Annotated in this window: 23 protein-coding genes; 11 read left to right on the top strand and 12 right to left on the bottom strand. The window is 65.2% G+C overall.

Features of this window, described 5'->3' with window-relative positions; translation table 11 throughout:
• Positions 1-11 precede the first annotated feature (11 nt).
• From JQT59_RS10150 to JQT59_RS10160, 3 genes are all read right to left on the bottom strand, one after another.
• Complete coding sequence (locus JQT59_RS10150; RefSeq protein ID WP_213576022.1) at positions 12-1,247, bottom strand: MFS transporter; 1,236 nt, start codon at positions 1,245-1,247, stop codon at positions 12-14.
• A 142-nt stretch (positions 1,248-1,389) separates the two neighbouring features.
• Positions 1,390-2,373: an alpha/beta fold hydrolase gene (locus tag JQT59_RS10155; RefSeq protein WP_213576023.1), complete on the bottom strand. Its 984-nt coding sequence runs from the start codon at positions 2,371-2,373 to the stop codon at positions 1,390-1,392.
• A complete protein-coding gene (locus tag JQT59_RS10160) occupies positions 2,360-3,424 on the bottom strand; it encodes an amidohydrolase family protein (protein WP_213576024.1) in 1,065 nt (354 codons plus the stop codon). The genes JQT59_RS10155 and JQT59_RS10160 overlap by 14 nt, the downstream gene beginning before the upstream one ends.
• A 229-nt stretch (positions 3,425-3,653) precedes the next feature.
• On the opposite strand from JQT59_RS10160, the gene JQT59_RS10165 reads away from it, so the two are divergent.
• Together JQT59_RS10165 and JQT59_RS10170 are read left to right on the top strand one after the other, a co-directional pair.
• Entirely contained in the window at positions 3,654-4,466 is an 813-nt protein-coding gene (locus tag JQT59_RS10165; RefSeq protein ID WP_249354326.1) for an IclR family transcriptional regulator, read from the top strand.
• A gap of 120 nt (positions 4,467-4,586) precedes the next feature.
• A complete protein-coding gene (locus tag JQT59_RS10170) occupies positions 4,587-5,648 on the top strand; it encodes a DODA-type extradiol aromatic ring-opening family dioxygenase (RefSeq protein WP_213576025.1) in 1,062 nt (353 codons plus the stop codon).
• 22 nt (positions 5,649-5,670) lie between these two features.
• On the opposite strand, the gene JQT59_RS10175 is transcribed toward JQT59_RS10170, so the two are convergent.
• The 7 genes from JQT59_RS10175 to JQT59_RS10205 are packed head-to-tail and all read right to left on the bottom strand — an operon-like array spanning position 5,671 to position 13,535.
• On the bottom strand, positions 5,671-6,516 hold the full coding sequence (locus JQT59_RS10175; protein ID WP_213576026.1) for a tyrosine-protein phosphatase: 846 nt from the start codon (positions 6,514-6,516) through the stop codon (positions 5,671-5,673).
• Positions 6,513-7,109 carry a MarR family transcriptional regulator gene (locus JQT59_RS10180; RefSeq protein WP_213576027.1) on the bottom strand — a complete coding sequence of 199 codons (597 nt, stop codon included), beginning with the start codon at positions 7,107-7,109 and terminating at the stop codon, positions 6,513-6,515. Before JQT59_RS10180 ends, JQT59_RS10175 begins: the two co-directional genes overlap by 4 nt.
• Positions 7,110-7,138: 29 nt before the next feature.
• Positions 7,139-8,116, bottom strand: a complete 978-nt coding sequence (locus tag JQT59_RS10185; protein WP_213576028.1) for a DUF7064 domain-containing protein — start codon at positions 8,114-8,116, stop codon at positions 7,139-7,141.
• Between the two features lie 36 nt (positions 8,117-8,152).
• Positions 8,153-9,232, bottom strand: a complete 1,080-nt coding sequence (locus JQT59_RS10190) for an alcohol dehydrogenase catalytic domain-containing protein (RefSeq protein WP_213576029.1) — start codon at positions 9,230-9,232, stop codon at positions 8,153-8,155.
• Between the two features lie 21 nt (positions 9,233-9,253).
• Positions 9,254-10,687: an aldehyde dehydrogenase gene (locus JQT59_RS10195; protein ID WP_213576030.1), complete on the bottom strand. Its 1,434-nt coding sequence runs from the start codon at positions 10,685-10,687 to the stop codon at positions 9,254-9,256.
• Positions 10,688-10,710: 23 nt separating this feature from the next.
• Positions 10,711-11,940 carry an NAD(P)/FAD-dependent oxidoreductase gene (locus JQT59_RS10200; RefSeq protein WP_213576031.1) on the bottom strand — a complete coding sequence of 410 codons (1,230 nt, stop codon included), beginning with the start codon at positions 11,938-11,940 and terminating at the stop codon, positions 10,711-10,713.
• Positions 11,937-13,535, bottom strand: coding sequence for a pyruvate, phosphate dikinase (locus JQT59_RS10205; RefSeq protein WP_283254057.1), 1,599 nt, complete (start codon positions 13,533-13,535; stop codon positions 11,937-11,939). Before JQT59_RS10205 ends, JQT59_RS10200 begins: the two co-directional genes overlap by 4 nt.
• Positions 13,536-13,755: 220 nt before the next feature.
• Here JQT59_RS10205 and JQT59_RS10210 point away from each other — a divergent pair, with 220 nt between their 5' ends.
• Genes JQT59_RS10210 through JQT59_RS10220 form a run of 3 tightly spaced genes read left to right on the top strand, consistent with a single transcriptional unit; the run spans position 13,756 to position 17,886 of the window.
• Complete coding sequence (locus JQT59_RS10210; RefSeq protein WP_249354327.1) at positions 13,756-15,063, top strand: hypothetical protein; 1,308 nt, start codon at positions 13,756-13,758, stop codon at positions 15,061-15,063.
• Positions 15,064-15,121: 58 nt separating this feature from the next.
• Positions 15,122-16,144 (top strand): DUF7064 domain-containing protein, encoded by a 1,023-nt coding sequence (locus JQT59_RS10215; protein WP_213576033.1) that lies wholly within the window; start codon positions 15,122-15,124, stop codon positions 16,142-16,144.
• A complete protein-coding gene (locus JQT59_RS10220) occupies positions 16,141-17,886 on the top strand; it encodes a PEP-utilizing enzyme (protein WP_249354329.1) in 1,746 nt (581 codons plus the stop codon). Before JQT59_RS10215 ends, JQT59_RS10220 begins: the two co-directional genes overlap by 4 nt.
• A gap of 28 nt (positions 17,887-17,914) precedes the next feature.
• On the opposite strand, the gene JQT59_RS37675 is transcribed toward JQT59_RS10220, so the two are convergent.
• On the bottom strand, positions 17,915-18,946 hold the full coding sequence (locus JQT59_RS37675; RefSeq protein WP_283254058.1) for a helix-turn-helix transcriptional regulator: 1,032 nt from the start codon (positions 18,944-18,946) through the stop codon (positions 17,915-17,917).
• A 238-nt stretch (positions 18,947-19,184) separates the two neighbouring features.
• Here JQT59_RS37675 and JQT59_RS10230 point away from each other — a divergent pair, with 238 nt between their 5' ends.
• The 6 genes from JQT59_RS10230 (at position 19,185) to JQT59_RS10255 (ending at position 24,052) form a co-directional block, all read left to right on the top strand.
• Entirely contained in the window at positions 19,185-19,595 is a 411-nt protein-coding gene (locus JQT59_RS10230; protein ID WP_213576034.1) for a PEP-utilizing enzyme, read from the top strand.
• A gap of 42 nt (positions 19,596-19,637) precedes the next feature.
• Positions 19,638-20,849 (top strand): cytochrome P450, encoded by a 1,212-nt coding sequence (locus JQT59_RS10235; protein ID WP_213576035.1) that lies wholly within the window; start codon positions 19,638-19,640, stop codon positions 20,847-20,849.
• Positions 20,846-21,037, top strand: coding sequence for a ferredoxin (locus JQT59_RS10240; RefSeq protein ID WP_213576036.1), 192 nt, complete (start codon positions 20,846-20,848; stop codon positions 21,035-21,037). Before JQT59_RS10235 ends, JQT59_RS10240 begins: the two co-directional genes overlap by 4 nt.
• A 467-nt stretch (positions 21,038-21,504) precedes the next feature.
• Positions 21,505-22,650 carry a helix-turn-helix transcriptional regulator gene (locus JQT59_RS10245; RefSeq protein WP_249354331.1) on the top strand — a complete coding sequence of 382 codons (1,146 nt, stop codon included), beginning with the start codon at positions 21,505-21,507 and terminating at the stop codon, positions 22,648-22,650.
• On the top strand, positions 22,647-23,795 hold the full coding sequence (locus tag JQT59_RS37680; protein ID WP_213576037.1) for a LuxR family transcriptional regulator: 1,149 nt from the start codon (positions 22,647-22,649) through the stop codon (positions 23,793-23,795). Before JQT59_RS10245 ends, JQT59_RS37680 begins: the two co-directional genes overlap by 4 nt.
• A 107-nt stretch (positions 23,796-23,902) precedes the next feature.
• Positions 23,903-24,052, top strand: a complete 150-nt coding sequence (locus JQT59_RS10255; protein ID WP_213576038.1) for a hypothetical protein — start codon at positions 23,903-23,905, stop codon at positions 24,050-24,052.
• Positions 24,053-24,178: 126 nt separating this feature from the next.
• Here the strand turns inward: JQT59_RS10255 and JQT59_RS10260 are convergent, their stop codons facing one another.
• Entirely contained in the window at positions 24,179-25,036 is an 858-nt protein-coding gene (locus tag JQT59_RS10260; RefSeq protein WP_249354333.1) for a metal-dependent hydrolase, read from the bottom strand.
• Positions 25,037-25,146 lie beyond the last annotated feature (110 nt).

A 25,146-nucleotide genomic window follows, 5' to 3' on the forward strand; every position in this document is an offset into this window, starting at 1 on the left:
ACCTAGCCACGTCACACGCCCAGGTGGTGCGTAGTTCCGACCGCTGGAACTGCGCACACGTCGGCCGCCTGCTTCCTTCGCGTGATGCCGAGAATGACAGTACCCGCAATGTTGGTCACGACGGCCGCAGCGGCGACCCACAACAACGAGGTCGTCGTGCCGACCGCAAATGAACTGTGCAGCCATGCGATCACGGTCGGTAGTCCGAACCCGAGATAACCCAGACAGTAGACCCGGCCGGTCATCGTCCCGAGCCGACCGGGCGGGGCTGATCGCTCGCAGTCGCGCAAGCACCCGACCAACGTCAATCCGTATCCGATCCCCAGCACGGATGCCGCGACTACGACCAGCCAGACCGACGCGGTTGCGGCAGCAACGGCGGCAGCGAGCGTGCCGGCGACGAACAACATGAGTCCGATCGCCCGTGTCGGAGCCGATCGTCTCGGCGAGCGCCCCACGAGTCGTTGCGCGAAGAAGCCCAGTCCTAAACTCAGCAGACACAGCAGTCCGGAGAATGCTGAATCGAAGCCGGCCAACTCGGACGCCACGACGGGCGGGAGGATCGCGTAGGCGATGCCCAGGGCGCCGAAGATCCACGGTGCGGCGGGTATCACCAGGAGATGGAATGCTCGCGGAAGTGGTGTTCGGTTTTGCTTCGGCGGCACTGACCGTGTGCGCGCAGTACCGGTCGTGGATCGCGTAATCAGTATGGCGCCACCCGCGCAGAGCACTCCGTGCAGCACGAAAGGCGTGGTGGTCGGTGCAGGAGCCCACTGGGCGAGTGCGCCCGCAGCACCTGCTCCCACCGCGAACCCGCTGGTCAGGCTCATTGCCGCTGCGCGTGGGGCGTGGCCAGATGTGGTCGAGAGCGAGTCGAGCGCCAGCCCACCGACCACCATCCCGATCCCTAGCGCCACACCGGTCGACATACGCCCCGCGAACATCAGGGCAGGGTTGTGTGACCCGGCCGCGACCAGGACCGAGCCCAGTGCGCTGAGGGGTGCGGCGAGAACGAGAAGATCCCGGGTGCCCCAGCGCGCCGCCAGCCGATGTGCGAGCAAGAGCGAGGGGATCAGGCCGACGACATACGCGAAAAGCAGGGTGTTGACGGCGAGTTCGCTGAACCCGCGTTCGGTCCGGTACATGGTCAGCAATGGAGTGAATTGATTGCCACCCCACGCGACCACGAACATTGTCGCGCAAATCGAGAACCAAGTCCGGTCAGGACGACCGGTTCGCACCGACATTGCCGGAACAGTGGGTGATAGTGCGGTCGGCACAGTGTGCGGTCGAGCCATCGGACACTTCCTCGGTGCGCGGAGGTGGCAACGACCGATGGCCGACGCCGGATCATGGACCCGGAGTCGGCCATCGGTCGCCGCCGGAGATTCAGGCAGAAACCAGCGAACGGTCGATCAAAGGGAGTTCTGGGCGGCGATCGGAAACACCAGCGGCGTCGGCCAGATCTCCGGAGACCTTCCCATCGCGGAAGAATTCGAGGAAGACCGGGTTGAACAGGTCGGGCCGGTCGGTCTGGCCCTGGTGGCCACACTCGTCGGGATAGAAGAACTGGACATTGGGCAGGTGGTCTTCCTGGACGTACCCCCATTCGACCGGTGTGAGGATGTCCTGGCGGCCATAAAGGTAGAGACCGGGGGTGCTCAACCGGTCGAGGCGCCCCTTGGTGACCAACCGGGCGGCGCGGTTCTCGTCCGTCCAGTCTGTAATTCGACGGTACTGCAGGAGGGTGGGCCAGAACTTCGCGTGCGCGTCCATCCGGTCCCTTGCAGAGAGGTAACGCATGTCGATCAGATCGTCACTGATGGCCTCGCCGCGGTGGATGATCGCCTCCATCATGGTGCGCATGCCTTCACGTGTGCCGTCGTAGGCCGTCAGACGGAACTCGCCCGCCGGCGGGGTCAAGTGCTCCGGGACCACGTCGCCGACATCTCCCGCGATCAGAATGAAGCTCTTGACCTTGTCCGGGTGTGCAACCGTGTAGTTGACCGTGTTCATGCAGCCCATGGAGTTTCCTGCGAGGTGGAACTCGTCGAGGCACAGTGCGGCGGCGAACTGGTCGATGAAGTCGACGAAGGACTCCATGCCGTCCGGCCAGTATTCTTCCCGGGTGTCGGACAGTCCGAAGCCGGGCATGTCGGGGCAATAGACGCGGAAACCGTTCTCGCCGAGGTAGGGGGCCATGAAGCGCCATCCCGCGAGGCCTGACGAGCCGGGCAATCCGCCGTGAAGCAGGATCACGGCGGGGCCGGAGGTGCCGGCAGTCATGTAGTGCGCGCGGGCGCCGTTCGCCAGGCGTACCCATCGGCTGGCCATTCCGGGGACGTCGACGAGATTTTCATCAGTAAGTGCCATTGTGGTCTTCCTTTGTCGGTGAGAAGTGTGCGGTGACGAGCGCACCGGATGACAGTCCGAGGAATTCGAGTGCATTGTCACGGAGGATTCTCGGCACGGTCCCGGGCGGTAAATGCGCTGCCATAGAGGACAAGTCCGCTATTCCCTCTTCGGGTTGGTCTGGGATGAACGGGTGGTCGCTGCCGAGGAGGACCCTGTTCGGACCGAAGTGATGCACCAGATTCGGCAGGTGCGCCGGATCGAACACCAGGGTGTCTGCGTAGAGGCGCGATACGAGGCGATCCAGCTCGTCCGGGAGGTGCGTGGCGGCAAGCTGGGCGCCGAGGCGAAGTCTCGGATATGCCCATGGGAAGGTTCCGCAGCCGTGCACCGTGGCCACCCGCAGTCCTGAATGGTGGTCCAGAACCCCGCCGAAGACGAGGGCAGTGGCCGCCAACGCAGTGTCGGACGGCATTCCCAGCCCGAAGTCATAGGTGAAGCCGGAACGCCGCACTGCGCCGCCACCACCGTCGATCGGGTGAACGAGTACCGCGAGCCCGAGGCTGTCGACGGCGTCGAAGAAGTACCCCAGCGTTGGGTCGTCCAATTCCATTCCGTTGATCCGCGTGCCGATCTCGACACCGCGAAGACCCAAAACATCGGACAGATAACGTAGTTCGGGCAGGCAATCACGCGGTGATGCGACGGGGGCGGTTCCGATTCCGACGAGCCTACCGTCAGCGGCTTCGACCGCACGGGCGATGGACTCGTTCATCCATCGGCAGTAAGCGGCAAACGGTGCTGCCGGAGCACCGTATTCCAATACGACCGGCACGGGAGAAATCACCTGAACCCCGACGCCCGCCCGATCCATGTCCGCCAAGCGCGCCTCCACATCCCAGAGGGCGCGCCGGACGCTGCGGAAGTCTTCGGATCCGCGGACCAACCGTCCCTCCGCAGCAGAGTCGACCACCAACCGAGGTCCTCGCGGAAAACCTGCGATGACCTCGACGGGAGGGGCGTCACGGGGGAAGTAGTGCGCATGCACATCGATGGTGCCGGGTGGAACCACGAGGGTGTCTCCTTTCGCACGCATCCGTTTCTGGTTCGTCGGCTCGCCCACGTCGTCGGACAAGCCGGACGGAGGGAACGTTAGGGGCTCGGCTGCGGCTGCGGCCGCTGCTGTTCCGGGGGCTGGAACCGATCGGCGGGCACGTACCCTGAATGCCAGCGCGCTGTGACCGCCATTACAGTAGTTCTCCCGCGGGGTCGGCGGAGCGAAGAGTGCGGAGGCCCGGATCATGCACATGGAACAAGACAAGCAGGACGACGACGGTGCGGGGAGTTCCCCGCCCTCGATCCTGGCAAAGGCGTTCTCGATCATCGATGCGTTCAACGAGCGCGATCGGGTTCTGACCCTCACCCAGATCAGCCGGAAGACTGGTCTGCCCAAGTCGACGGTTCACCGATTGCTGCAGCGTTTGGGTGAGCTGGCGGTGATCGAGGAACACGGCGCGGGGTACCGACTCGGTATCCGACTGTTGCGGCTGGTTTCATCCATGCCAGTGGACGGAATGCGCGAGGTTGCGCTGCCGCACTTGGCCCAGTTGCAGGCCTGGTCGAAGGAATCCGTGCACTTCGGCGTCCTTAGAGGCAACGAAGTCGTCGTGCTGCAGGCGCTGTTCGCGGTGAACCACGCGCGACCCATAGGGGAGGTAGGCACCCGGATCCCCGCGCACCTGTCCGCGATGGGCCGGGCGATGATGGCGCATCTGCGTGAAGAGGAACTCACCGAAATGCTGGACGGCCCTCTCGTCGGACTGACGCCGAACTCGATCACGGATCCGGTCCGAATTCGCCACGAGTTGAAGCACGTTCGAGTGTCGGGGGTTGCCGTACAGAAGGATGGTGTGATTCTGGGTCTGGGAAACATTGCCGCTCCCGTGCTGATCAAGGGCCGGCCGATGGGTGCCGTCGCCGTTCAGTTCGACTCGTCGAAGGAGGTCTCGGTGTCGGTCATCAACGCCGTCAAACTGACCGCCCACCGCATCAGCCGCGACACCACCCAGATGCTGTCCCAGGGCAGAGCAAACCTCTTTCCGTTCGACGACTGACGCCGCGTTCCGGGCACTGGAACTTGCTGTGCGTGCGTCACAGGCACGCCGCACGATGGAGGGGCGATCCGCCCGGCGCGTGTGACGGCGCCCGAGGCGCCACCTCAGAAAGGACGGCCAATGGGAGACTTCCTCGCTCTCGGCATGACCCACTACCCGCTGTTGGCGGGAACCGACGAGCACATGGCAGGTCTGCTGCGATGGACGCTCACCGACCCGGACATCCCCGCCGAGGAGAAAGATCCCGCCCACTGGCCGGACCGCATGCGTCGCGAATGGTCCGACGACGGTGGAACCGCTGCCGCAGCGGCACATCGCGCGGAGTTGGTGGCGAATCTGGCCCGGGTGCGTGAAGCGGTCGACGAGTTCGCCCCCGATGTCGTCGTGGTGTGGGGCGACGACCAGTACGAGAATTTCCGCGAGGAGGTAGTGCCACCCTTCTGCGTGCTCGCCTACGGTGACCTCGAGGTACCCGCCTTCGAGGTCATGAACGAAAGAGGGAGTCCCAACTTCTGGGGAAAGCCGGACGATTTCCAGATCGTCATGCACGGTGACGCCTCGGGAGCCAGACAACTCACCGACGGTCTGATCGAACGCGGGTTCGACATGGCCTACTCGTACAAAAAGCGCGCCGGCGCACACTTTCCGCACGCAATCCTCAACACACAATTGTTCCTCGACTATGCCAATGCGGGCGCCGAGATGTCCTACCCGTTCATCCCGATGACCGTCAATTGCTATGGGCAGCACGCCATCGCGCGTAAAGGTGGATTGGCTAGATTCGCCGAGATCGAATCGGAGGTCCTCGATCCCTCAGGGCCGACGCCTGCGCGGTGTTTCCAAGTCGGTCGGGCGGTAGCGCAACATTTCCGCGACCGCGACCTCAGGGTGGCGTTCGTCGCCTCCTCGAGCTGGTCGCATGCGTTCCTAACCGACAAGTTGTGGCATCTGCGTCCCGATACCGAAGCCGACCTGCGCGTATACAAAGCGCTGCTGGAAGACGATTTCGCCCTGACGCGCGCCTACACCAGCACAGAAGTCGTCGATGCCGGCCAGCACGAGATCCTCAACTGGTTCTGCATGCTCGGTGCGGTCGAGGAACTAGGCCTGCGCCGGGACTGGTCCGACCTGGTGGTGACCGACGTCTTCAACTCCAACAAGGCTTTTGCTGTGTACTCGTAGGAGAGCGGCAGGCCGCGGGCTGTCAGTGTGCAGGCGCCGGCACGAGCAGGGAACTGCGTAGGTCCTCGAGGGCCCGAGGAAGCACGGAGCCGACGTTGACGAGGTAGTCGGCGGCGCCGCCGTAGGAGTCGTCGAGGTGTGCGAGTGCGCGGTCCATACTCACTGCCGGCGTCTCGAAGAGTACCCGCGCGGCGTCGGGGTCGACCCCGACGCCGGTGAAGAGGGCGGCGTAGGCGGCGATCCGGTTGGGCCGGAAGACGCCGGTGAGCGCGTAGTCCTCCACCACGAGGGCGCGCGGAGTGCCGAGAAGTTCGAGCACAAGCGCGACGAGGAGGCCGGTGCGATCTTTTCCTGCGGAGCAGTGCACCAACGCGGGGAGGCGTCGCGTGTCGGCGAGCACGGCAATCGCCGACGCGAAGGTGGACGCCCGCCGGTCCAGCATCTCGCAGTAGAACTGCGTCATGTGCTCTTCGTCGAACCGGGGCATCTCGCCGGAGAGCAGTTTCCGAATGTAGTTCGTGTCAGTGCCCTCTCCGCCTTCTTCGATGGGCAGGGTGACGACATCCGCTCCGGTGGCACGACGCCACGCTGACGGCGTCCGGCGCACCTCGTGTTCGGCGCGGAGGTCGATGACCGTCCGAAGTCCGAGATCCTCGAAGTCGGTGCGGTGTTTCTCATCCCACAACCCCTGGAATTCGGAGGCGTCGGCGTCGGCGAGAACTTCGCCCCGGAACAGCCGGTGCGGACCGATCACCTGGTCCGGCCCCGCCGGATACCCAGCGAGGTCGCGGACGTTGGTGGTGCCGGGGAGCAGCACACGACTGTCCGCGAGCGTTCCGCTGAGACGGAGCACCGGGCCGTCGGTCATTCGTCTGCGTCCGTTCGCTCGTTGCCCAGGGTGAGGAGCAAGTCTTCGTGCAGTTCCATCCAGATGTCGTGGTACGAGCCGGACATCGGGCGGGCGAGTGCACCGGCGTCGCCACCGCGGAAAGCGGCGAGTGCGGTGTCGAACTGAGGTTGATAGTGCTTCATCCGGGGGGTCGCGGACACCGCGAGTAACAGCACCTTGCCCAGCTGTTCGTGCAACTGGAGGAGTCCAGGGAGGATCCGATTGATATCGCCCGCCGCTTCGGTCTGCCATTCGGTGGTGAGTTGTTTGAATTCACGGTTAGGCGAGAGGAAGGCTTCGTAGGCAACCGTCAGGGCGTCCACCTCATCCGGTGACACCTGCTGCGAGCGGAGTTCGGTGTGGCGTTCACGTCCCGTCGACGTGAGCATGTATCCCTCGACGCGGCCGCCGGTCCGGGACTTCGCAAGCCCGCGGGCGACCGCGTCGTCGAGGATGCTCTGAATGGTCTGCCGGGAGTGGCCGGTGCTCTGCGTCAACGGTTGCGCCGTGGCGAGGCCGCGGACCCGCAGGCGGTGGAGGATGTCGTACTCCTCCTTGGTCGTGTAGCTCATGTGTTCGTCCTTCGAGTTGTCGTGAGGGGTCAGTCGCGGTCGAGGGTGAGGTCGCTGCGTTCGCCGATCCCGATGCCGTCGGTGCGATGGTGGGCGACGTACTCGGGCGGCCAGGCGCATTCGATGTATCCGACACCCTCGACGCCGTCGACGGTGGTGTGCATCGCGGCCTCGTGGATCCACAGCCGAGGACTGACGGGCCATTGCAGATCGGCGCCCTGTCGAGCGGTCACTTCGGTGACCCGACCTTCGTCGTCCACGATTCGCGCTTCCACCCGCGTGTGCATGAATCGTTCGTCGAAGGTGATATCGGAGTCCATTTCGACGATGGTCGCGATCACGTCGTCCTTCTGTACGTACCCGTGCAAGGTGGTTTTCCCGCGGTACTGCAGTTCCATCGCGTGAATGGCGGTTCCGCCGTCGGTGAGGATGTTCCACCACTTCCAGTGGGTGGGTCCGCCCCAGTCGCGCATGCCCCACGAGTGGTCACGATGGGCGTACCCGTCGATCTCGTGTGTGGTGCCGTCGAGGGTGAGCGTGCCCGTCACGTGGCCGCCTTGTTCGGTGCGATCCCATGCCAGCCAGTCCGGGCAGCCGTTGCGGTTGGCCGCGAAACCGAAGGAGGGATTGAGTCCGGTCCATTGGTAGTCGATGGTGAGGCGTTGGCCGCGGAATTCGATGGTGGACTTCATCATGTCGTCGGACAGTGTGAGCCGGCCCGGCCCGACCTGCCAGTCGTCGAAGGACATCGAGTCGGGAACGCCGATGTGGTCGTGGACCTCGAATACCGTCTCGTCCACTCCGGGGCCGAAGACGATGCCCGCAACACCCGCGCGGCCTTGGCCGTTCTGGCCGAGCGCGTGCACCCAGGTGTAGAAGATGACGCCGAGACCGAGATGCGGCAGCGGAAGCAGGTAGGCGAGCGATTCGCGGACGTCGGGGTGCGCATCGGCGTCGAAGAAGATGTGGCGCCGCTCGGCGCAGTTGCCGAGGAGGGTGATACCCATCGGTGAAATCCTTTCGTGTGTAACGCGTTGCAGAGGTCAGGGGCGCGGTGTGAGCACGACGCGGAGTGCGGCGCCGGCCTGCTGTGCGGTGACGACGTCGTTGATTCGGTCGAGCTCGGCCGTGCCGTCGATCAACGCCTCGATCGGGAGTCGGCCGCTGCGCCACAGTCCGACGAGAACGGGCAGGTCGCGGTGCATGCTGATGCCGCCGTGGAAGCTTCCGGTCAGTCGCTTGTCGTCGTGGAAGAGTTCGTAGGCGTTGATCTCCACAACTTGGTCGGGGCGGCCCGCGCCCACCACTGTCACGGTGCCGCCGCGTCGCACCGCCTTCCACGCTGCGCTCACGGTGGGCGGATGGCCGACTGCGTCGATGACCACGTCGAGACCGCGCATGTCACCGAACTCCTCAGCCGAGGCAGTTTCGGTGGCGCCGATCTTCTCGGCCAGCGCGCGGCGGCCCGGCATGGGATCGACCGCGATTACGCGGGCTGCACCGGCCACGACCGCACCCATTACGGCATTGAGTCCGACTGCTCCGCAGCCGATTACGGCTACATCGTCACCCGGGGCGATTCGTGCGCTTCGCAGCGCGGATCCCACGCCGGTGGGTACGGCGCAGCCCATCATCGCGGCTACGGGGAAGGGGACGTCGTCGTCGATGCGGACGACGGCGTTGGCGGGGACCACGGTTTGTTCGGCGAACGTCGAGGTGGCCATCCCTTGGTGGACCGCGTTGCCGTCGACGCTGAGGGGTGAGGGCCGCGCCGCCGCCTTGCCCGCGCGAGCATCCGCGGAGGATCGTCGATTCGCACACAAGTAGTCGTCACCTCGCCGGCACGGTGCGCAACGACCACACGGGGGGACCCACACCAGCACCACATGGTCACCGAAGGCGACGGAGTCGACACCCTCCCCGATCTCGGTGACGATGCCCGCCCCCTCGTGCCCGAGGACGACCGGGGTGGGCTGGCCGAACGAAGTGGTCAAGGACAGGTCGGAGGCGCACACCCCGCAGGCGTGGATCGCGACGGAGACCTGTCCTGGGCCGGGGGCCGCGATATCCACGTCCTGGACGTCGAACGGTGTGCCCGGTTTCCACATCACTGCTGCTCTCATGGTGTCTTTCTCTCGTTCTGCTCAGAATTGACGGTGGATCGAGGTGTAGTGCAGGTAGGAGGCGAGGCCCTCGGGCCCGAACTCGGTACCCAGTCCGCTGTCCTTGTGCCCACCGAAGGGCGCCGCCGCGTTCGACCCGTAGTGGTTGATCCCGACGTTCCCGGTCTCGAGACGCTCGGCGACGGCCGCGGCGCGGTCGAGGTCCTCACCGAACACGGTGGCGGCAAGTCCGTAGGGGGAGTCGTTGGCGATGGCAACGGCGTCGTCGAGATCCCGGTAGGGGACGACTGCCAGCACCGGACCGAAGACCTCCTCGCGCGCGATGCGCATCTCCGGTGTCACGTCGCGGAACACGGTCGGTTCCACGTAGTAACCCCGGTCGAATCGGGTCGCGGGTCCGCCTCCGGTCACCGCCTTCGCGCCCTCGCGCTGAGCCAGGTCGAGGTAGCCGAGCACACGCTCGCGCTGCCGGTCGGAGACGACGGGGCCGAAGAACGTGCCCGGGTCGAAGGGGTCGCCGACCGGTGCAGCGGAGACGACGTCTCCGACGAGATCCACCAGCTCGTCGTGGCGGGAAGCCGGCACGAGTAGCCGCGTGCACGCTTTGCAGGTCTGGCCGGTGTTGCGCATCGACACCTTCAAGATGTTGTGCGCCAGAAGCTCCGGGTCGACGTCGTCCAGCACGATCGCCGGAGACTTGCCGCCGAGTTCGAGCGTCACCGATCGGAGCCGACGACCGCACGACGCGCCGATGGTGCGCCCGACGTTCGTCGAACCGGTAAAGGAAATCTTGTCGACACCGGGGTGCTCGACAAGTGCCGTGCCGGCTCGGGTGCCGCCGGTAATCAGGTTCACTACACCGGCGGGAATGCCGGCGGCGTCGACAGCGTCCATCAACAGCCTCGTCGCCATCGGGGTCTCCGGGGCGGGCTTGATCACCACGGTGCATCCGGCGAGAAGCGCCGGTCCGAGCTTGATGACGACCAGTCCCAGGGGAAAATTCCAGGGTGTGATCAGTCCGGCGACACCGACCGGCCGCCGGTGGACCACCGAGCTTCCGGGTGCCATCGGGTTCGGCCGCACATCGGGTCCCGTCAGCAGGTCGGCGAGTCCCGCGGTGAGGCGCAGATGTGCGGCGCTGTGTGCCGGTGCCGCGCTGCTCTCGGCGATCGGGGTGCCGTTCTCGGTGGTGATGATCCGGGTGAATTCGGCCGCGCGCCGGTCGATCTCGTCGGCGAGGCGACGCAGAAACTCTGCCCGTTCGGACGGATTGCGCGCGGCCCAACTCGGCAACGCGTCGCGGGCCGCAGTGACGGCGTCGTCGATGTCCTGCTCGTCGCCCTCGGGGACGGAGGCCCACGTCTCCTCGGTGGTCGGATTCACCACGTCGGTGCGGGCGCCCGAGTGTGACGGGACCCAGCGCCCTGCGATGAAGACGTCGGTGTGCTGCTGCATGGAATGGACTCCTGGTCGATTGGTCAGGCCGGGATGGGAGCGGATGCGTTGCGTCGGCTGGCCAGGTCGAGAGCCGCGTTCCAGTCGGCGCCGCGCGCGAGCAGTGCACGGTATTTCATGATGTCGCCGCGTCGATTGAGCGCTAGCGCGCCGATCAGCCGATCGCACTCGCGATAGAGCGCGACGAACGCGTCGCCACCCCAGTGACCGCTCACGACGACGGGTTCGCCGATCGGGAGGCCTGCGAACTGGATGCGTTGCCCGTACCAGTCGGACCAGAAGTAGGGGACATGGTGGTACTCCGTGGCCCGCGGGGGATCGAGCAGGTTCACCATGGCGTGGGCCGCCTGCTCTCCGGCGTTGGTCCAGTGCTCGAGACGCATCCGGCGGTCGAAGAGGCGGTTGGTCCACTGCGCGACGTCTCCGGCCGCCCACACGTCGTGGCCGGCATGGAGTGTGCTGTCGCAGACGACACCGTTGTCGAGGCCGAGTCCGGAGGATGTCAACCATTCGGTCGCCGGGTCGGCTCCGATCCCGACGACGACGAGGTCGGCTGCGATCTCCGTCCCGTCACCGAGTCGAACCGCTTCCACTCGGCGGTCGCCGAGGAGCGCCTCGACTGTGACCCCGCACCGCAGGTCCGCGCCGTTCCGGGAGTGCAGGGCCGCGAGTGCGGTGCCCGCGGTGCTCCCCACCGCCCGGACGAGAGGTGCGTTCTGCATCTCGAGAATGGTGGCCGGGAGACCTCGGCGCCGGGCGGCCGAGGCCACTTCGGCACCGATGAACCCGGCCCCGATCACCACGGTGCGCGCGCCCGCGTCCAGTCCGGCGCGGACCGAGGCCGCGTCGTCGAGGCTACGCAGGGTGTGGACACCCTCGAGGTGGTCGGACCCCGGCAGCGTGCGTGCCCGGACGCCGGTGGCGATCAGCGCTGCGTCGTATTGGATCTCGCCCTCGAGGAGTGTCAGTACGTGCTCGTCGAGGGCGATGCCCGTCGCTCGGGTACCGGTGCGTACATCGACGTCGAGGTCGTCGGCGAGGGTGTCGGCGTCGGGGAGGTGGTGGGCCGTGGTGAGGGGGCCGTCGGCGAGGTACTCCTTCGACAGCGGTGGCCGGTCGTAGGGCAGATGGGACTCCTCGCCCACCAGCGTGATGTGTCCTGTGTACCCGTTCTCGCGGGCGGTGGTCACCGCCCGTAACCCCGCCAGGGAAGCACCCACCACCACGACGTGACCGGGAAGCGGGCCGCTCATGCCGGAGACACCTCTCGCTCGAGTGCCCACTGCTCGAGCCGGGCAAGTTGCGGCAGTTGCGCGGCCACGACGTCGTCACCTGCCGACGTTCCGACCACGGTCCCACGCCATACGGATCCGGTCCCACCATCTATCGTGATCGTCTCGCCGACAGTCACTTTCACTCCGTTGATACTGGCTATCGTGTTGCCGTCGAGGGTGAGTTCGTCGGCGCCGACGACCGCGGGGACACCCCACCCGCGGGCGACGACGGCAGCGTGGCTGACGAGTCCGCCGCGTGTGGTGAGGATGCCCACCGATGCCGCCATGCCGGCGACGTCTTCCGGACTCGTCTCGGCGCGGACCAGGATTACGTCGTCGTCCGCGTCCATGGCCTCGTCGGCCGTGAACACCACCCGTCCCGTGACTCGTCCGGGCGAGGCACCGAGTCCGGTCGTGAGCAGGTCTTCCTCGGGGCCGTCTGCGCCGCAACGGGCCATGATCTCCGCGCGGGCCTTCGCTCGCAGAGTCGGTGGCACCCGGTCGAGCGCTTCGGCCTCGGTGAGCTTCACCTCCGGATCGTCGACGAGGTCGACCGCGATCCGGACTGCAGCGACCGCGCCACGCTTGCCGATGCGTGTCTGCAGCAACCACAAATGGCCGTCCTCGACGGTGAATTCGACGTCGCAGATGTCGCGGTAGTGCACTTCGAGTCGGCGCAGCGCCGCCGTGAGGTCGGCGTAGGCCAGGGGCTGATGTTCGGCCATGTGTTGGACCGGCATGGTTTTCGCGGTGCCTGCGACGACGTCTTCACCCTGCGCTCGGGGAAGGTAGTCACCGTACGCACGGGGTTCCCCGGTCGCGGGGTTCCGGGTGAACACGACACCGGTTCCGGACGACGGTCCACGGTTACCGAACACCATCGCCTGGACGTTGCAGCCGGTGCCGAGGTCACCGTCGATGGCTTCGTGGGCGCGGTACGCGTGGGCTCGGTCCGACCCCCACGATCTGAAGACCGCTTCCACGGCCTCGCGCAGCTGTTGCATGGGGTCGTGCGGGACCGGCCGGCCCGCGTGCTGCTCGACGAGTGCGCGCAGGCGTCCGACGTGGGTGCGGACCTCGTCGGCCGTTCGCCCCGGGGCGCCGATGCGTAGGGTCGCCTCGTCGATGCCCATCACTGTGGTCGCGAACATCGTCACGAACCGGCGGTAGCTGTCCCACGCGAACCAGTCGTCACCGGACGATCGGGCCAGCCCGTGGACCGTGGCGTCGTTCAGGCCGAGGTTGAGGACTGTGTCGAGCATGCCGGGCATGGACACGGGTGCGCCGCTGCGGACCGCGACGAGGAGTGGGTCGTGCGGATCGCCGAGGCGCCGGCCCATTCTCGCGCCCAGCGCGTCCACGTGTTCCCGGAGCGCGTCGTCGAGGGCGGCCGGCCAGCCGTCGGTCAGGTACTCGCGACACACGGGTAGCGAGATGGTGAATCCGGGCGGCACACTGAACCTCAGTGCCGCAGTCATTTCCGCCAAGCCGGCGCCCTTGCCGCCGAGAAGCTCGCCGAGCTCTCGAGCCGGCACGCCGTGGTCGTGATCGAAGGAATAGACACCCGACGTCACAATTGCCTCCCGGGAATTTGTTTGGTCTGACCGTTATTGGAATGGCCGTAACGTAACAGCGTCGACCCGCACGGCGGAAGCCTGAATCGTGATACAGGCCACAGTTCCCTCTTTCGGGGGATGGGCGCGGCGGCGCCCAGCGGGCAATGTGACAGGTGTACCGCGGTGTGGTCATACATACGGAATGGTCATGCCGAAACTGGCGAGAATGCGAGACACAATGACTGAGATGATCGACTTCGCTGCATTCGTGGAGAAGTTCATGGCTGAGGTACCCGGTGGGGTCGCGGGCGATGCGGAGATGCGGAGACGGGACCCGCATCCGTTCGTCGACACGACCGCGGCCGACATCAGGCCCGACCACCTCGACGACGACCAGATTGACAGCTGGTTCGACTACATGGCGTGGAATCTGTGGGAGCTGATCGCCTCACGCTCGACGGAAGGCGAGTCAGGGCTCATCCCGCGCCAGGAATACGAGACGCTCTCGTTCGTCCAGCAATGGGATGTCTACCCAGAGGCGATGCGTGCGATCACCGCCGAGGTCGGTGTCGACGGTCTCGTCGACCTCGGCCGGGTCTCCAAGCGCGAAGTCGGAACGAAGGTGAACCACCTGCGGAACTACGCGTGCTCGCTCATGGCGATTCTCGGACGCGGCGTGGGCGTCAAGCTGGATCTCGTCGATCCGGTGGCGTCGCGGTCCGACGTGGAGACGTGTATCCAGTTCGGTCGCAGGCTGTGGCACGGCACGTGGGGGGACGGTCCCGGGCTGGCGTCGGGCCGCGGCTTCACGCTTCCGCACCTCGATCGCGACGTACTCGATCCGCTGGTTGCAGCAGCCGTGTCCGTCGAGGACCCGGAGCACCGCGCCGTCTTCCGCAGGTTCAACGCGGCCACAGAACTTTTCGGCTTCATGCTGCACTACGACAATCGGCTCGGCATGGGCGACACCGGCCCGTACCCGCTGCCCGGCGGCGGGTTCGCACTCGTGCGCGACCACTTCCTGCACGAGCCGGCGTACCCCTGGGCCGATGTCGCGGAGGGCATGCCGTACGCGGTGACCGAGGTAATGGTGTTCCGAGACGACACCATCGACGTCACCATCAACGACATCGGTACCACGTTCACCACTCCGTCGACCTACCTCGACCGGCTCGACAGCGTCGTCGTCTTTGCACGCGACACGATGGACACACCGATGTCGGAACTGCGCATACTCGACGACGACGAAATGCGGGCGATCTCCGCGCAGGCGGAAAAAGGTGTGCTCGCCCTCTATCGGATGTACGCGAAGAAGAGCGTCGACGAAAAGATCTGGGACGGAATCACGGTGTACTCCCACGACTTTCTCAGGCCGATCGCGCAGCGGGTGGGGATCTGGGACCGAATCCGTGAGGGCGGGTTCGACGCACCCACCGAGCTCACGAAGAAGGCATGGCCCACTCTCGCGAGCGGACGGGCCGGTGAAATCCTTGCGCCCGTGTTCATGATGGGCGACGGCTTCCCCAGCGTCCGGCCGAAGTCGTGAACGGTCAGTCGCCGACGACAACGCACCCGACCCCATCAGTTCTGATCGAAAGGAAGCCATGACCAGCACTACACTTACCGACCGTGACGACCGCCGCCACCGACTCGCCGACAGCCCGCTGGAGCGAGAGAGCCTCATTTTCATTCTGTTCCTGCCCGAGCACGACCTCGGGGTGATCGCCTACACCTGGGTCAACGGTTCCCATGAAGCAGGCTCGATGGGACTCGTGTTCGGTCGTGACAACGAGCGATTCGCACAGTTCCACACCGAAGGAGTCCCCGTGTCACCGGACGCGGACTTCGACGACTGGACCGTCGGTCCCCTGACCGTGAGGCACGGTGCACCACACAAGGACGCACACGTCTTCTTCGAACATGACGGTGTCGCCCTCGACTACCACTTCAGTTCCACCACACCAGCTTTCACGTACCACGACAACGAGGGCGGCTGCCCCAGTTGGCTGGCCGACAACCGGCTCGAGCAGAGTGGGCAGGTACACGGAACGCTCACGGTGGGAGACCGGGTCATCCCGTTCGACACGACGGGACATCGCGACCACTCGTGGGGACGTCGCGACTGGACCGCGATCCACCAATATCGGTGGGTCAACGTGCAGTCGGGTCCCGACATCGCCATCAACTTCCTGCACGGCTCCGCACTCGATCAGACGTATCACCTCGGATACGTCGACCGCGACGGGCAGCAGTCGCCGATCACCTCGATCGATGTCGACATCACGCGCGACCTCGAGCACTACTCCTACACTGCAGCCGAATTCGTCCTCGTCGACGCGCTGGGCCGGAAGACCGAGATCGTCGCCGAAGATCGCACGGCGCTCGCGGTCTGGCCGGCCGGCGGACTCCAATCCCACGACGCCGGTGGGCGCTGTGTCGTCGCCGGCCGCCCGGGCCTGATCCACATCGAAGAGGGCTGGCACCCGGAGTTCGTGGCACGTCGGAAAGCCATGATGGCCGAGACGTTCGACACGACGGAGGCGAAGGCGGTGCTGTCGGTCAACCGCGACATCGGATCTCTCGAATCCGCATTGTCGACCGCGGCCAAGAATGGGAGCGTGTCGTGACCACGGTCGACAGTCCGACCACGTTCGGGGCGATCGGTGCCGGCGTAGCCGTGTTCGAGGACACGGAACAGGTGGAAGGCCGGACCATCTGGCTCGACTCGCCTGACGCCGTGATGGACTTCGTCGACCGCGACGACATCGACGAGTGCGTGGTCATCGCCCGAGGCGGCACCACGACCTTCCTCACACCCGCGCTGGTCGCCGGTCCACGTGGTGTGCTGACCTTGCAGGGCGCCCCGACCAGCCACCTCGGCATCGTGTCGCGCGAGTACGGAATCCCCTGCATCATGTCGGTCACCTTCACGGCCGGTGAGGTGAATGCCCGCCGAGAGATGGTGCCGCCCGATGGAACGGTCGTGCGACTGGACCTTCGCGATGCTCCCCGCGGTGTGGTGCTCGGCGAAGGCGCGACTGGAACCGTTGCCCCCGGGCACGACGAGGCGGCGTCCGGGGTGTCGGAAGAGGTGGTCCCGACGGACGCGAACGGGGTGCCCGGAGGCACCGCCGGTCACCGGATCATGGCGTCGAAGCTGTCGACCGGGGTGCTCGATCTCACCGACGACTCGCTTGCTCGCGATCTGACGACGGCAGAGGCCAACGACCTGCTCGACTACTACGGCTGGAATCTGTGGGACATCCTCGCGGCCCGGATCAGCGAGGGGGAGTCGGGTTTGATCCCGCGCCAGGAATACGAGGTGATGGGCACCTACCTTCAGTGGCAGCACCATCCCCGTTTCCACCGGATGATCACTGAAGCGGTGGGAGTCGACGGACTGCGTGACATCGGGGGCCGGGTCCGCCACGAGATCGGTACCAAGCTCAACCCCCTGCACATCTGGGCCGCGGGCGTCCCGTCGGCGCTCGGCCGCGCCATCGCCGTCGAACTGGGCCACGAGCAGCCGGGCGAACGGTCCGACGACCTCAAGGCTGCGATGCAGTTCACGCGCAGGCTGTACCGGGGGATGTGGGACGACCAGGGACCGATGTTCACGTCCGCTCGTGGTTACCACGCACCACTTCTCGATGACGAGTGGGTGACCCGCTTCCAGGACGAGAAGACATCACTGTCGACGGACCCACAGGCGCGTAAGGACTTCCAGCGCTTCAACGGCAGTACGCAGCTGGCCTCCTTCCTGCTTCACTTCGACTGCCGCAACGGCGTCGCCGACACCGGTCCGTACCCGCTGCCCGGCGGGGGATGGGCACTCGTGCGTGATCACGTCCTCAACGACCCGGGCTACCCGTGGGCCGACGCGGTCAGCGATCTGCCGTGGTCCGTGACCCTGGTCATGTTCTTCGAGGGGGAGCAGCAGATCGACAGCCGCGTCGTCGACATCGGCACGATGTTCACGAACCCGGCAAACTATCTCAAGTACCTCACCGGATACGCGGTGTACGTGCGCGAGCGTGAGGATTCTCCCGTCAGCGAGATCAGGTTGCTCACCGAGGACGAGTTGGCACCGATCACGGCGAAGGCGGAGAACGGGGCCTCCCGCCTCTATCCGCGGATCGCGGCGATGTCGGACCGGGAGAAGATCCTCGCGGGTAGCTACGTGTACTACACCGACTTCATCGGCACGGTCGGCAAGGCAGCGGGAATCTGGGACGACATGCTCGCAGCGGGTTTCTACGACTTCGAGGCCAGCGTCGAGAAGGGCTACGGTCCCATCGTCGAGCAGGGCAGGGCACTCGAACTGCTCGGCCGCTTCTGGGCCAGTGGCGAGGGCATGATCCACCTCTGACACAGCGCGGCCGCGCGGGGCGTCCGGCTCAGGCCGGCGTCTCGCGCGGGTGGGCGCTGCCGCCCGAATCCACCGACGCATGGAGTCGGTGGTACATCGCACCGGCCTGCGAGCGATTACTCACCCCCAGCTTGCGCATCAGCTTCTTCACGTGCGTCTTGGTCGTCTCCTCGCTGATGAACAGCCGGGCACCGACCTGGGCGTTCGTCAGTCCGGTCGCGAGGAGCCGCAGTACTTCGCGTTCGCGTGCGGTCAGCGCGTGGATCCAGTCGGAGACCGGAGAGCCCGGCAGTGGCTCCTCGATCGGAACCTTCGCTGCCACAAGACGATCGAGCATCACGCCGATGCTCTCGCAGAAGTAGGCGAGGAGATCGCGGTCGAACTCGTCGGTAGTGCCCGTGGAAGCATTGCGGTCGACGTGGACGAACGCGGCGACATGGTCCCGCGCCACGACGGGAGCCGCGACGTAGGTGTTGGAACGGGAGACCGGGGTGATCTTCGGATGGACGCGCGGGTTGGTGCCCGCGTCGAGAACCAGGATCGGTCGGCGCTTGCGTACGACGTCGACTTCCATCAGATCGCGGGTGTGGTGGTAGGGCGGCGCGCCGGCGTCGAGGATCGACCGCCCTTCCTCCGGTCCGCTCGTCGTGTACATGGCGCGCGGTACCCAGCACTCGTTGTGGACCCAGGAGAACATCGCACGCTCGTAACCGAGTGCAGCACTCTCGATGGGGATCGACTCGACGAGGTCGTCGATGGTCGACGTCGCGCGCAACCGGGCAAGCGCGGCGGTCAGCATCGGCAGCATCGAACGCTGGCGGCTGAGCTCGTAGGCCAGGACGTCGGCACGCGCCGCACGCACGTCGAGGAGGAGTTCGTGGTGGTCGGGGGCCGAGTACGCAGACAGCGCGCGTTCAGTGATGTCGAGAGCCTCGAGTGCGCTGGACGCGTCACCGACGCGGCGTGCCGCGGTGCGGGGATCGGTCTCCAACTGTCGGGCCGCGTCGATGATGGTTCGCACGGCGTTCTGCACCGCCGGCTCCATATCTTGCTTCTTCACGAAACCACTTCCGATCTTCCGGCATTCAAAGGTTCATGTCGCGAATGCGACAGCGCCCGAGGTGTGGCGTTTCCGTGGGAGCCACCTGCCCTGCCTCCCCCGAAAGAGGGAAACAAGCCCGTTCGGGCCCCGAACGATTGACTGCATTGTGACATTGGCTACACAATTCCAGCAATTGGTCCAATATTCAACGGCGGTTGCCTGTCTCAGGCTACGCCGCCCATCCCCTGGAGGAAGAATGAGCAGCAACAACACCGTGACCGACAAGCTGATCGGGACGGGCATCAAGGCCTACACATCCGACGCCGAAGCAGTCGGCACGATCCGCTTCCTCGACTCGCCCGAGGAGGTGCTGGACTTCATCGACGGGCCCGACGTGACGAACACGGTGGTGATCTCCCGGGGCGGAACCACGACGTTCATGTCGCCCGCCCTCATGGCCGGCGTCGCCGGGCTCATCACGCTGCAGGGCGCACCCGAAAGCCACCTAGGGATCCTGTCCCGCGAATTCGGCATCCCCTGTGTGATGTCGACCGAGTTCACCGAGGGTATCCAGACGTCGCGAGGCGAGACCATCCCCGCGGACGGAGCGAAGGTGCGCCTCGCCATCGGCGGGGAACACGGCCAGGTCTACCTGCTCGAGAACTGACCGGAGGAACGGAAAGATCACACACGACACTGAGAGCCACTGATGACATTGCAACAACCCGAAGCGGCCATCGACCTGATGGACCTCGCACCGTTCATCGACGGCACCGAGAACGCCCTCCTCGCGCAACTGCGAAACTCCGAGCCCCTCCACTGGAACGACGAACTGGACGGCCCGGGCTTCTGGTCCGTCACCCGCTACGACGATGTGATCACGGTGGTCAACGACCCGCACACCTTCGTCAACGGCGAGGGAACCCAGATCCTCAGCCGAAAGGTCGAGGGCGGGACGAGCACCGTCCACAATACTGATCCGCCCCGGCACACCGGCCTGCGCAAACTGGCCGCCCCGCATCTGCGGGCCGTAAAGGTCCGGGAATGGCAGGACGTGATCGACCGAGCGGTCAGTGCGATCCTCGACGACATCTCCGGTCGGGGCGGGGTGGAGTTCGTCCACTCGGCCTCCGCATTGCTACCGATCCAGGTTCTCGGCCAGGTCCTCGGCGTACCGCTCGAAGACTGCGGTCTGCTCCTCGACTGGACGAACCGCGTGATATCGGACGATCCGGAGTTCATGCGTTCTCCGGACGAGAAGGAGCAGGCTCGCGCGGAGATGTTCGCGTACTTCGAGGACCTGACCGCCGCGAGGCGTGCGAAACCACGCAACGACCTGGTGTCGCGGCTGGTGCACGCCGAGTTCGAGGGTGGCCCTCTGTCCTGGGAAGACCTCGCGGCGTATTACTTCGTTCTGGTCGGTGCCGGCAACGAGACCACGCGGAACCTCATCACCGGAGCCGTCCTGGCCTTCGACGAGTTTCCGGAGGAGTGGGCCAAACTGGTCGCCCGACCTGAACTGTTGAGGTCGGCGATCGAAGAGATGCTGCGCTATGTGACTCCGATCCGCGCCATGCGCCGCACGGCGACGAAGGATGTCGACTGGGACGGCCGGACCATCCGTGCAGGCGACAAGGTCGTGTGCTGGTTCCAGGCCGCCAACCGGGACCCGGCGATATTCCCGGACCCGGATGTCGTCCGAATCGACCGCGCGGAGAACGATCACGTGGGCTTCGGCTGGGGAATCCATGCATGCATGGGATCGCACCTGGCGAGGGCCGAGGTCACCTCATTCTTCCAAGGGATGCTCGACCGCGGACTTCGAATTCGTCCACTCGGTCCGCCGGACCGACTGCACACCAACCAATTTCATGCTTTCAAGCGGCTGAATGTCCGCGTCGAGAAGGAGGGCTCCCGATGAAAATCTCGGTCGACTGGGATCTCTGTGAGGGTCACGGCCAGTGTGAGTTCGCCGCGCCAGATGTCTTCAGCATCAACGATGACGGAGAACTGGACGTGGTCGACGAAGGTCCGGCCGAGGCCCAGCGCGCCAACGTCGAACAGGCAGTGCGGCGGTGTCCGACCAGAGCATTGAAATCGATTGAGTGACAGCGAGCCCGGCCGTGGTCTGTGCTCGGCCGGGCTTACCGTCGAGACGACTGGCGCGCAGACGCCGCCCGGACCAGCCCGGGTACAGTTCACTGGCGCCGTGGAACGACCGACCATGGTCCCCGGCGACTGTCTGTCGTAGCTGCCGGCGTCTCCTACGTACGAGGCGGTCGGCTCAACTTGCCACGGTCAGCACCCGGTTCCTCGGCGACTTCGTTTACGTCGGCGGCGTACTGGACCGATGGGCCGGTGTTACTTCGATGCGACTACAGCACGGCTATTTTCGGCTGCTCCTGATGCCTGTATTGCGGCGGCCTGCCGCCTCGGAAGGACTCGAGACGAACCTTCAGAATCGGCACTTAGGTCATACCATTCGACTGAAGTGCCGGACACACGCTACACTCTTCGGGTGACGACAGTCACAATCGATGTGTCCATGGCGTGAAGCGAGCAATTGGAGGGCGCAGGTGAGCCGGACGACGACCTCGATGGAGCTGTGGCCTGCGGATCTCGTCCAGCAGGCGGCCGACAGCCTCGAGACTGCTGGCAAACTACTGGCTGATCACTCCATCGCAGTCTGTGCCCCCACGCTGCCGGTGTCGCTGGGCGCGGCGCGGGGCCGCCTCGGCGAAGCGCTCACCGATGGGCGGCTCGCCGAGAGCGACATCGAAGACGCGTGTCGCGTTCTAGTCGACATCGAACATCTTCAGGAACAGCTCGCGAAGGCCGAGGCAATTCGCAGGATCGCGGAGCTCGGCGACGTTCATGACGCTGCATGTCGGCTCCGCGGGCTTTCGCCGCGGCGGATCATCGAGTCGGCACCGGAGGTCGTGTGTACGCAGTTGCCTTTCGGACGTTCGATGATCTCCGCTGTGTCCGGCTCTCTATGGCAGCCCCGCCGCCTCTACCTGAACCCCGATCTGGACGGCTCGGATCTGGACTTCTCCGACTACGTCGACTCCGCGGTATTGTCTTTGGCTGAAGCGCCGCTGGAGACCGAGCTCGTCCGACGCCGAGTTCCCGCCTTGGTCGCGACTCCCGCCGCCGACAACCGCACGCACAAGGAGATCGTCAGTCGATCCCGCACGTCGGCGTATGTCGCGGCGCCCGTCATGTCCGCAGGGAAGGTTATCGGACTACTCCACGCCGATCGGCCAGGATCGGCCGACGTCCTCGATCCGTTCGACCGAGATCGGTTGGATAGTTTCGCGACAATTCTTGCGATCGTCTACGAGCAGGCGGTGCTGAAGCACCGCATTCAACTGCAGCGCGCTCAGGTCGAGGAGTCGTTCGACGCAACTCAGACGATGCTGGACCGGATCTCGAAGGCGGACGCGCTTCTCTCCGATCGGGCGCCGGGGCCACCGGAGAGGCCTACCGACGTGCCCGGCGAGGGCCGAGTGCTCGAAATCAACAGCGTGCTGACCGTTCGCGAACGCGAGATCCTGTCTCACTTGGCAACCGGAGCGACCAACTGTCAGATCGCGCAGTCACTGGTTATCTCTGAGGGCACCGTGAAGTCGCATGTGAAAGCCGTACTGAAGAAGCTGCACGCACCGACGCGCGCAGTGGCGGCGGCCCTCTACTCGAGTCAAACTCGCCGAGCGAGATGACGGGGGGAACGGAGAAGCGAGCCGCCGCCCGGTCGGCCACCGACCGCGAGCTGTCGCACGCCGTCATCGCCCTCCTCGATCGGCTCCGCGACGACTACGGTGTCGGCCCCCGCTCCCATGAGATCCGCGCGGTCTCACTCGGCACCCAGATGGCGTTCCTCGACGAGGCCACCGAATTGGCTCTTGCGACGCTTCCCGAACTCGGCCCCGAGCAGCAACGCGCGCTCGGTCGCCTTATCCTCGACCTCCAGAACGTGCGCATGCGGATTCGCACGGCGCATCCGGGACCGGGTCATGCGGTGTCGCCCAGTGAGTTCGCCAGCGCGATCCGGCGGTTGCGCGGCTCGGAATCCGTCGCTGGTCTTCGCAAGCGCATCTGCATCGAGGCCGCCAACGCGGCGCAACTCGACCGGATACTCCTGTCCGAGGTCGACAACGGCACGTGGACAGCCCTCGAACTCTACAGCGAGACGAGGTCGGAAGAGGTTCTGAGCTCCGTGCAGGCCATACCCCTCGACTTCGAATCAGCCGAGAGCCAGGCGTGGGAGACTCGGTCCGCGATACTCGCCGGGCCCGCCGCCGGCATCCGGCCGAGTGACAAGGCCGTACAGATGCTTGCCGCCGACTCCTATGTGGTGGCCCCGATCACCCTGTCGACCGGTGTCATCGGTCTCGTGCACGGCAGCCGCTCCTCCAGCCACCCAGTGGACGAGGTGGTCAGGGACGTGCTCGGGGCGTTTGCCCTTGGTTTCGGGACGCTGTTCGAACGAGCGATGCTGGCCGACCGACTCAATGAACAGAAAAATTTAATAGTCCAACGCCTGCAACAGCAAGCCCGCGACGCCGAGGTCCTCGAACACGCGGACGTCAGCTTCGTCGACGAGAACTCGGCCCAGCAGGTGTCGTCATTGCCTGGGACTTCCCACGGAGACCTGAATCCCATTGCGCTGAAGTCGCTGACGACTCGTGAGCGTGAGGTATTCGGGTTGCTTATTCGGGGCGCATCCAACTCGGAGATCGCGGACGAGCTCGTCATCAGCATCTTCACGGTGAAGACGCACGTCAAGAAGATACTTCGCAAGCTGGGTGCTATGAATCGGTCCGAGGCGATCTACCGCTATCTCGGGATGACCGACGAACGTTAAGCAGGCTCCGGCTCTACTTGCCTTGGCGAAGCCTACTGCAGAAGTGAGTTGGCTGATCCAGCTGCGCGCGCACGAAGTACCACAGGGCCCTGCTGGAGACCGTTCGTATGGCGGTGACGCGGGCCTTGCTCGCCACCGCCTACACCGGTTCCTCGCCCGGCGTATCGAACCCGAGCATCGCTGAGGAACTGGTGCAGGACGAGTCCGTGGCGGTGGTCATCGCGTGCTCTAACGCACGAGTCGAGTTGGTAGCGTGAGCCAAAAATTACGGCGATGACCGTCTAGGTTCGGCTACGACACGCCGGCGACGTCCCGATCCTGCCCATGCACGATCCTCATGGACGCGACCGTGTATTGCGGAAAAGGTCGGTGTGACCGAGTCGCTATGGACGCTTCCGGGCCCATAGCTTTTCCGCCTTCTCGAGAACCTCCATCGACCGCTCAGGCGGTGGGATATCCATCGGGTCGTAAGACGGATGCATGGATTTGATCAAGCGTGGAAGAACGTAGGCCAGCATGCGACCACCAACACCTAGCAACCGCAGGCGACTTCGCCACGGGTCGCGGATACGCCCCGCCTCATAATCTTCACGCAACAGGTACAACGTGGTCCGGATCATGTACGAAAACATGTGCCGTCCCGAATAGAAGATGCCGTAGAGGCGATACCAGTACCCGGGATACAGCCGGTGGAACAGGTGGTTGCAGACGTGACGGTGCTCGTATTCCTCGGCAAGATGCCATCGCCACAGATCTGCCGTGGGATCATCGACCTCGGGATCCAGCAACTCGCGTGCGCTTTCCAAGAAATAGCAAGCCAAGATTGGGCCCAGCGTCTCAAAGCCTTCGGCGTACCCGAGACAGAACTTGAGGCCTCTGTCTTTCAGGTACTCTTCGTAGTTGCCTTTCATGACCGCTTCGCGGTCGTCTAGCTGTGGGTAACCCGATTCCCTCAACATAACGTTGAATTTCTCGTGGTTACGGTAGTGTTGCCCCTCCTGGGCAATGAAGATCCGGCAATCCGCAAGGAACTCCGCATCGCCGTCGGAGAGCTTGCCCATGCCCTCACGGACGACACGGTTCAGGAAAGGCTCGAGGTACGGCAGATAGCTCGAGGTGGCGTTCCAGAACTGGGCAAACTCCGGTGTCTTCGGCGTCCAGAAAACTGCGGCCGTCGAAAAGTCGATGTCGATATCTCGAACTTTCATGGCTTTCCTTCTCTCATTGCTGTGCATTTCCATGATTCCGTTGTATGGCCCGGCTGACGGGCATCTCCGACATGCGCGAAACCTACTCGAGCCGGCGCTGGAATGGCGGGCTGAGTGGGCCTTCCGTATGTACGAAGTGGTGA

The sequence above is a fragment of the Rhodococcus sp. USK13 genome, assembly GCF_018343855.1.
Lineage (GTDB): Bacteria > Actinomycetota > Actinomycetes > Mycobacteriales > Mycobacteriaceae > Rhodococcus_F > Rhodococcus_F oxybenzonivorans.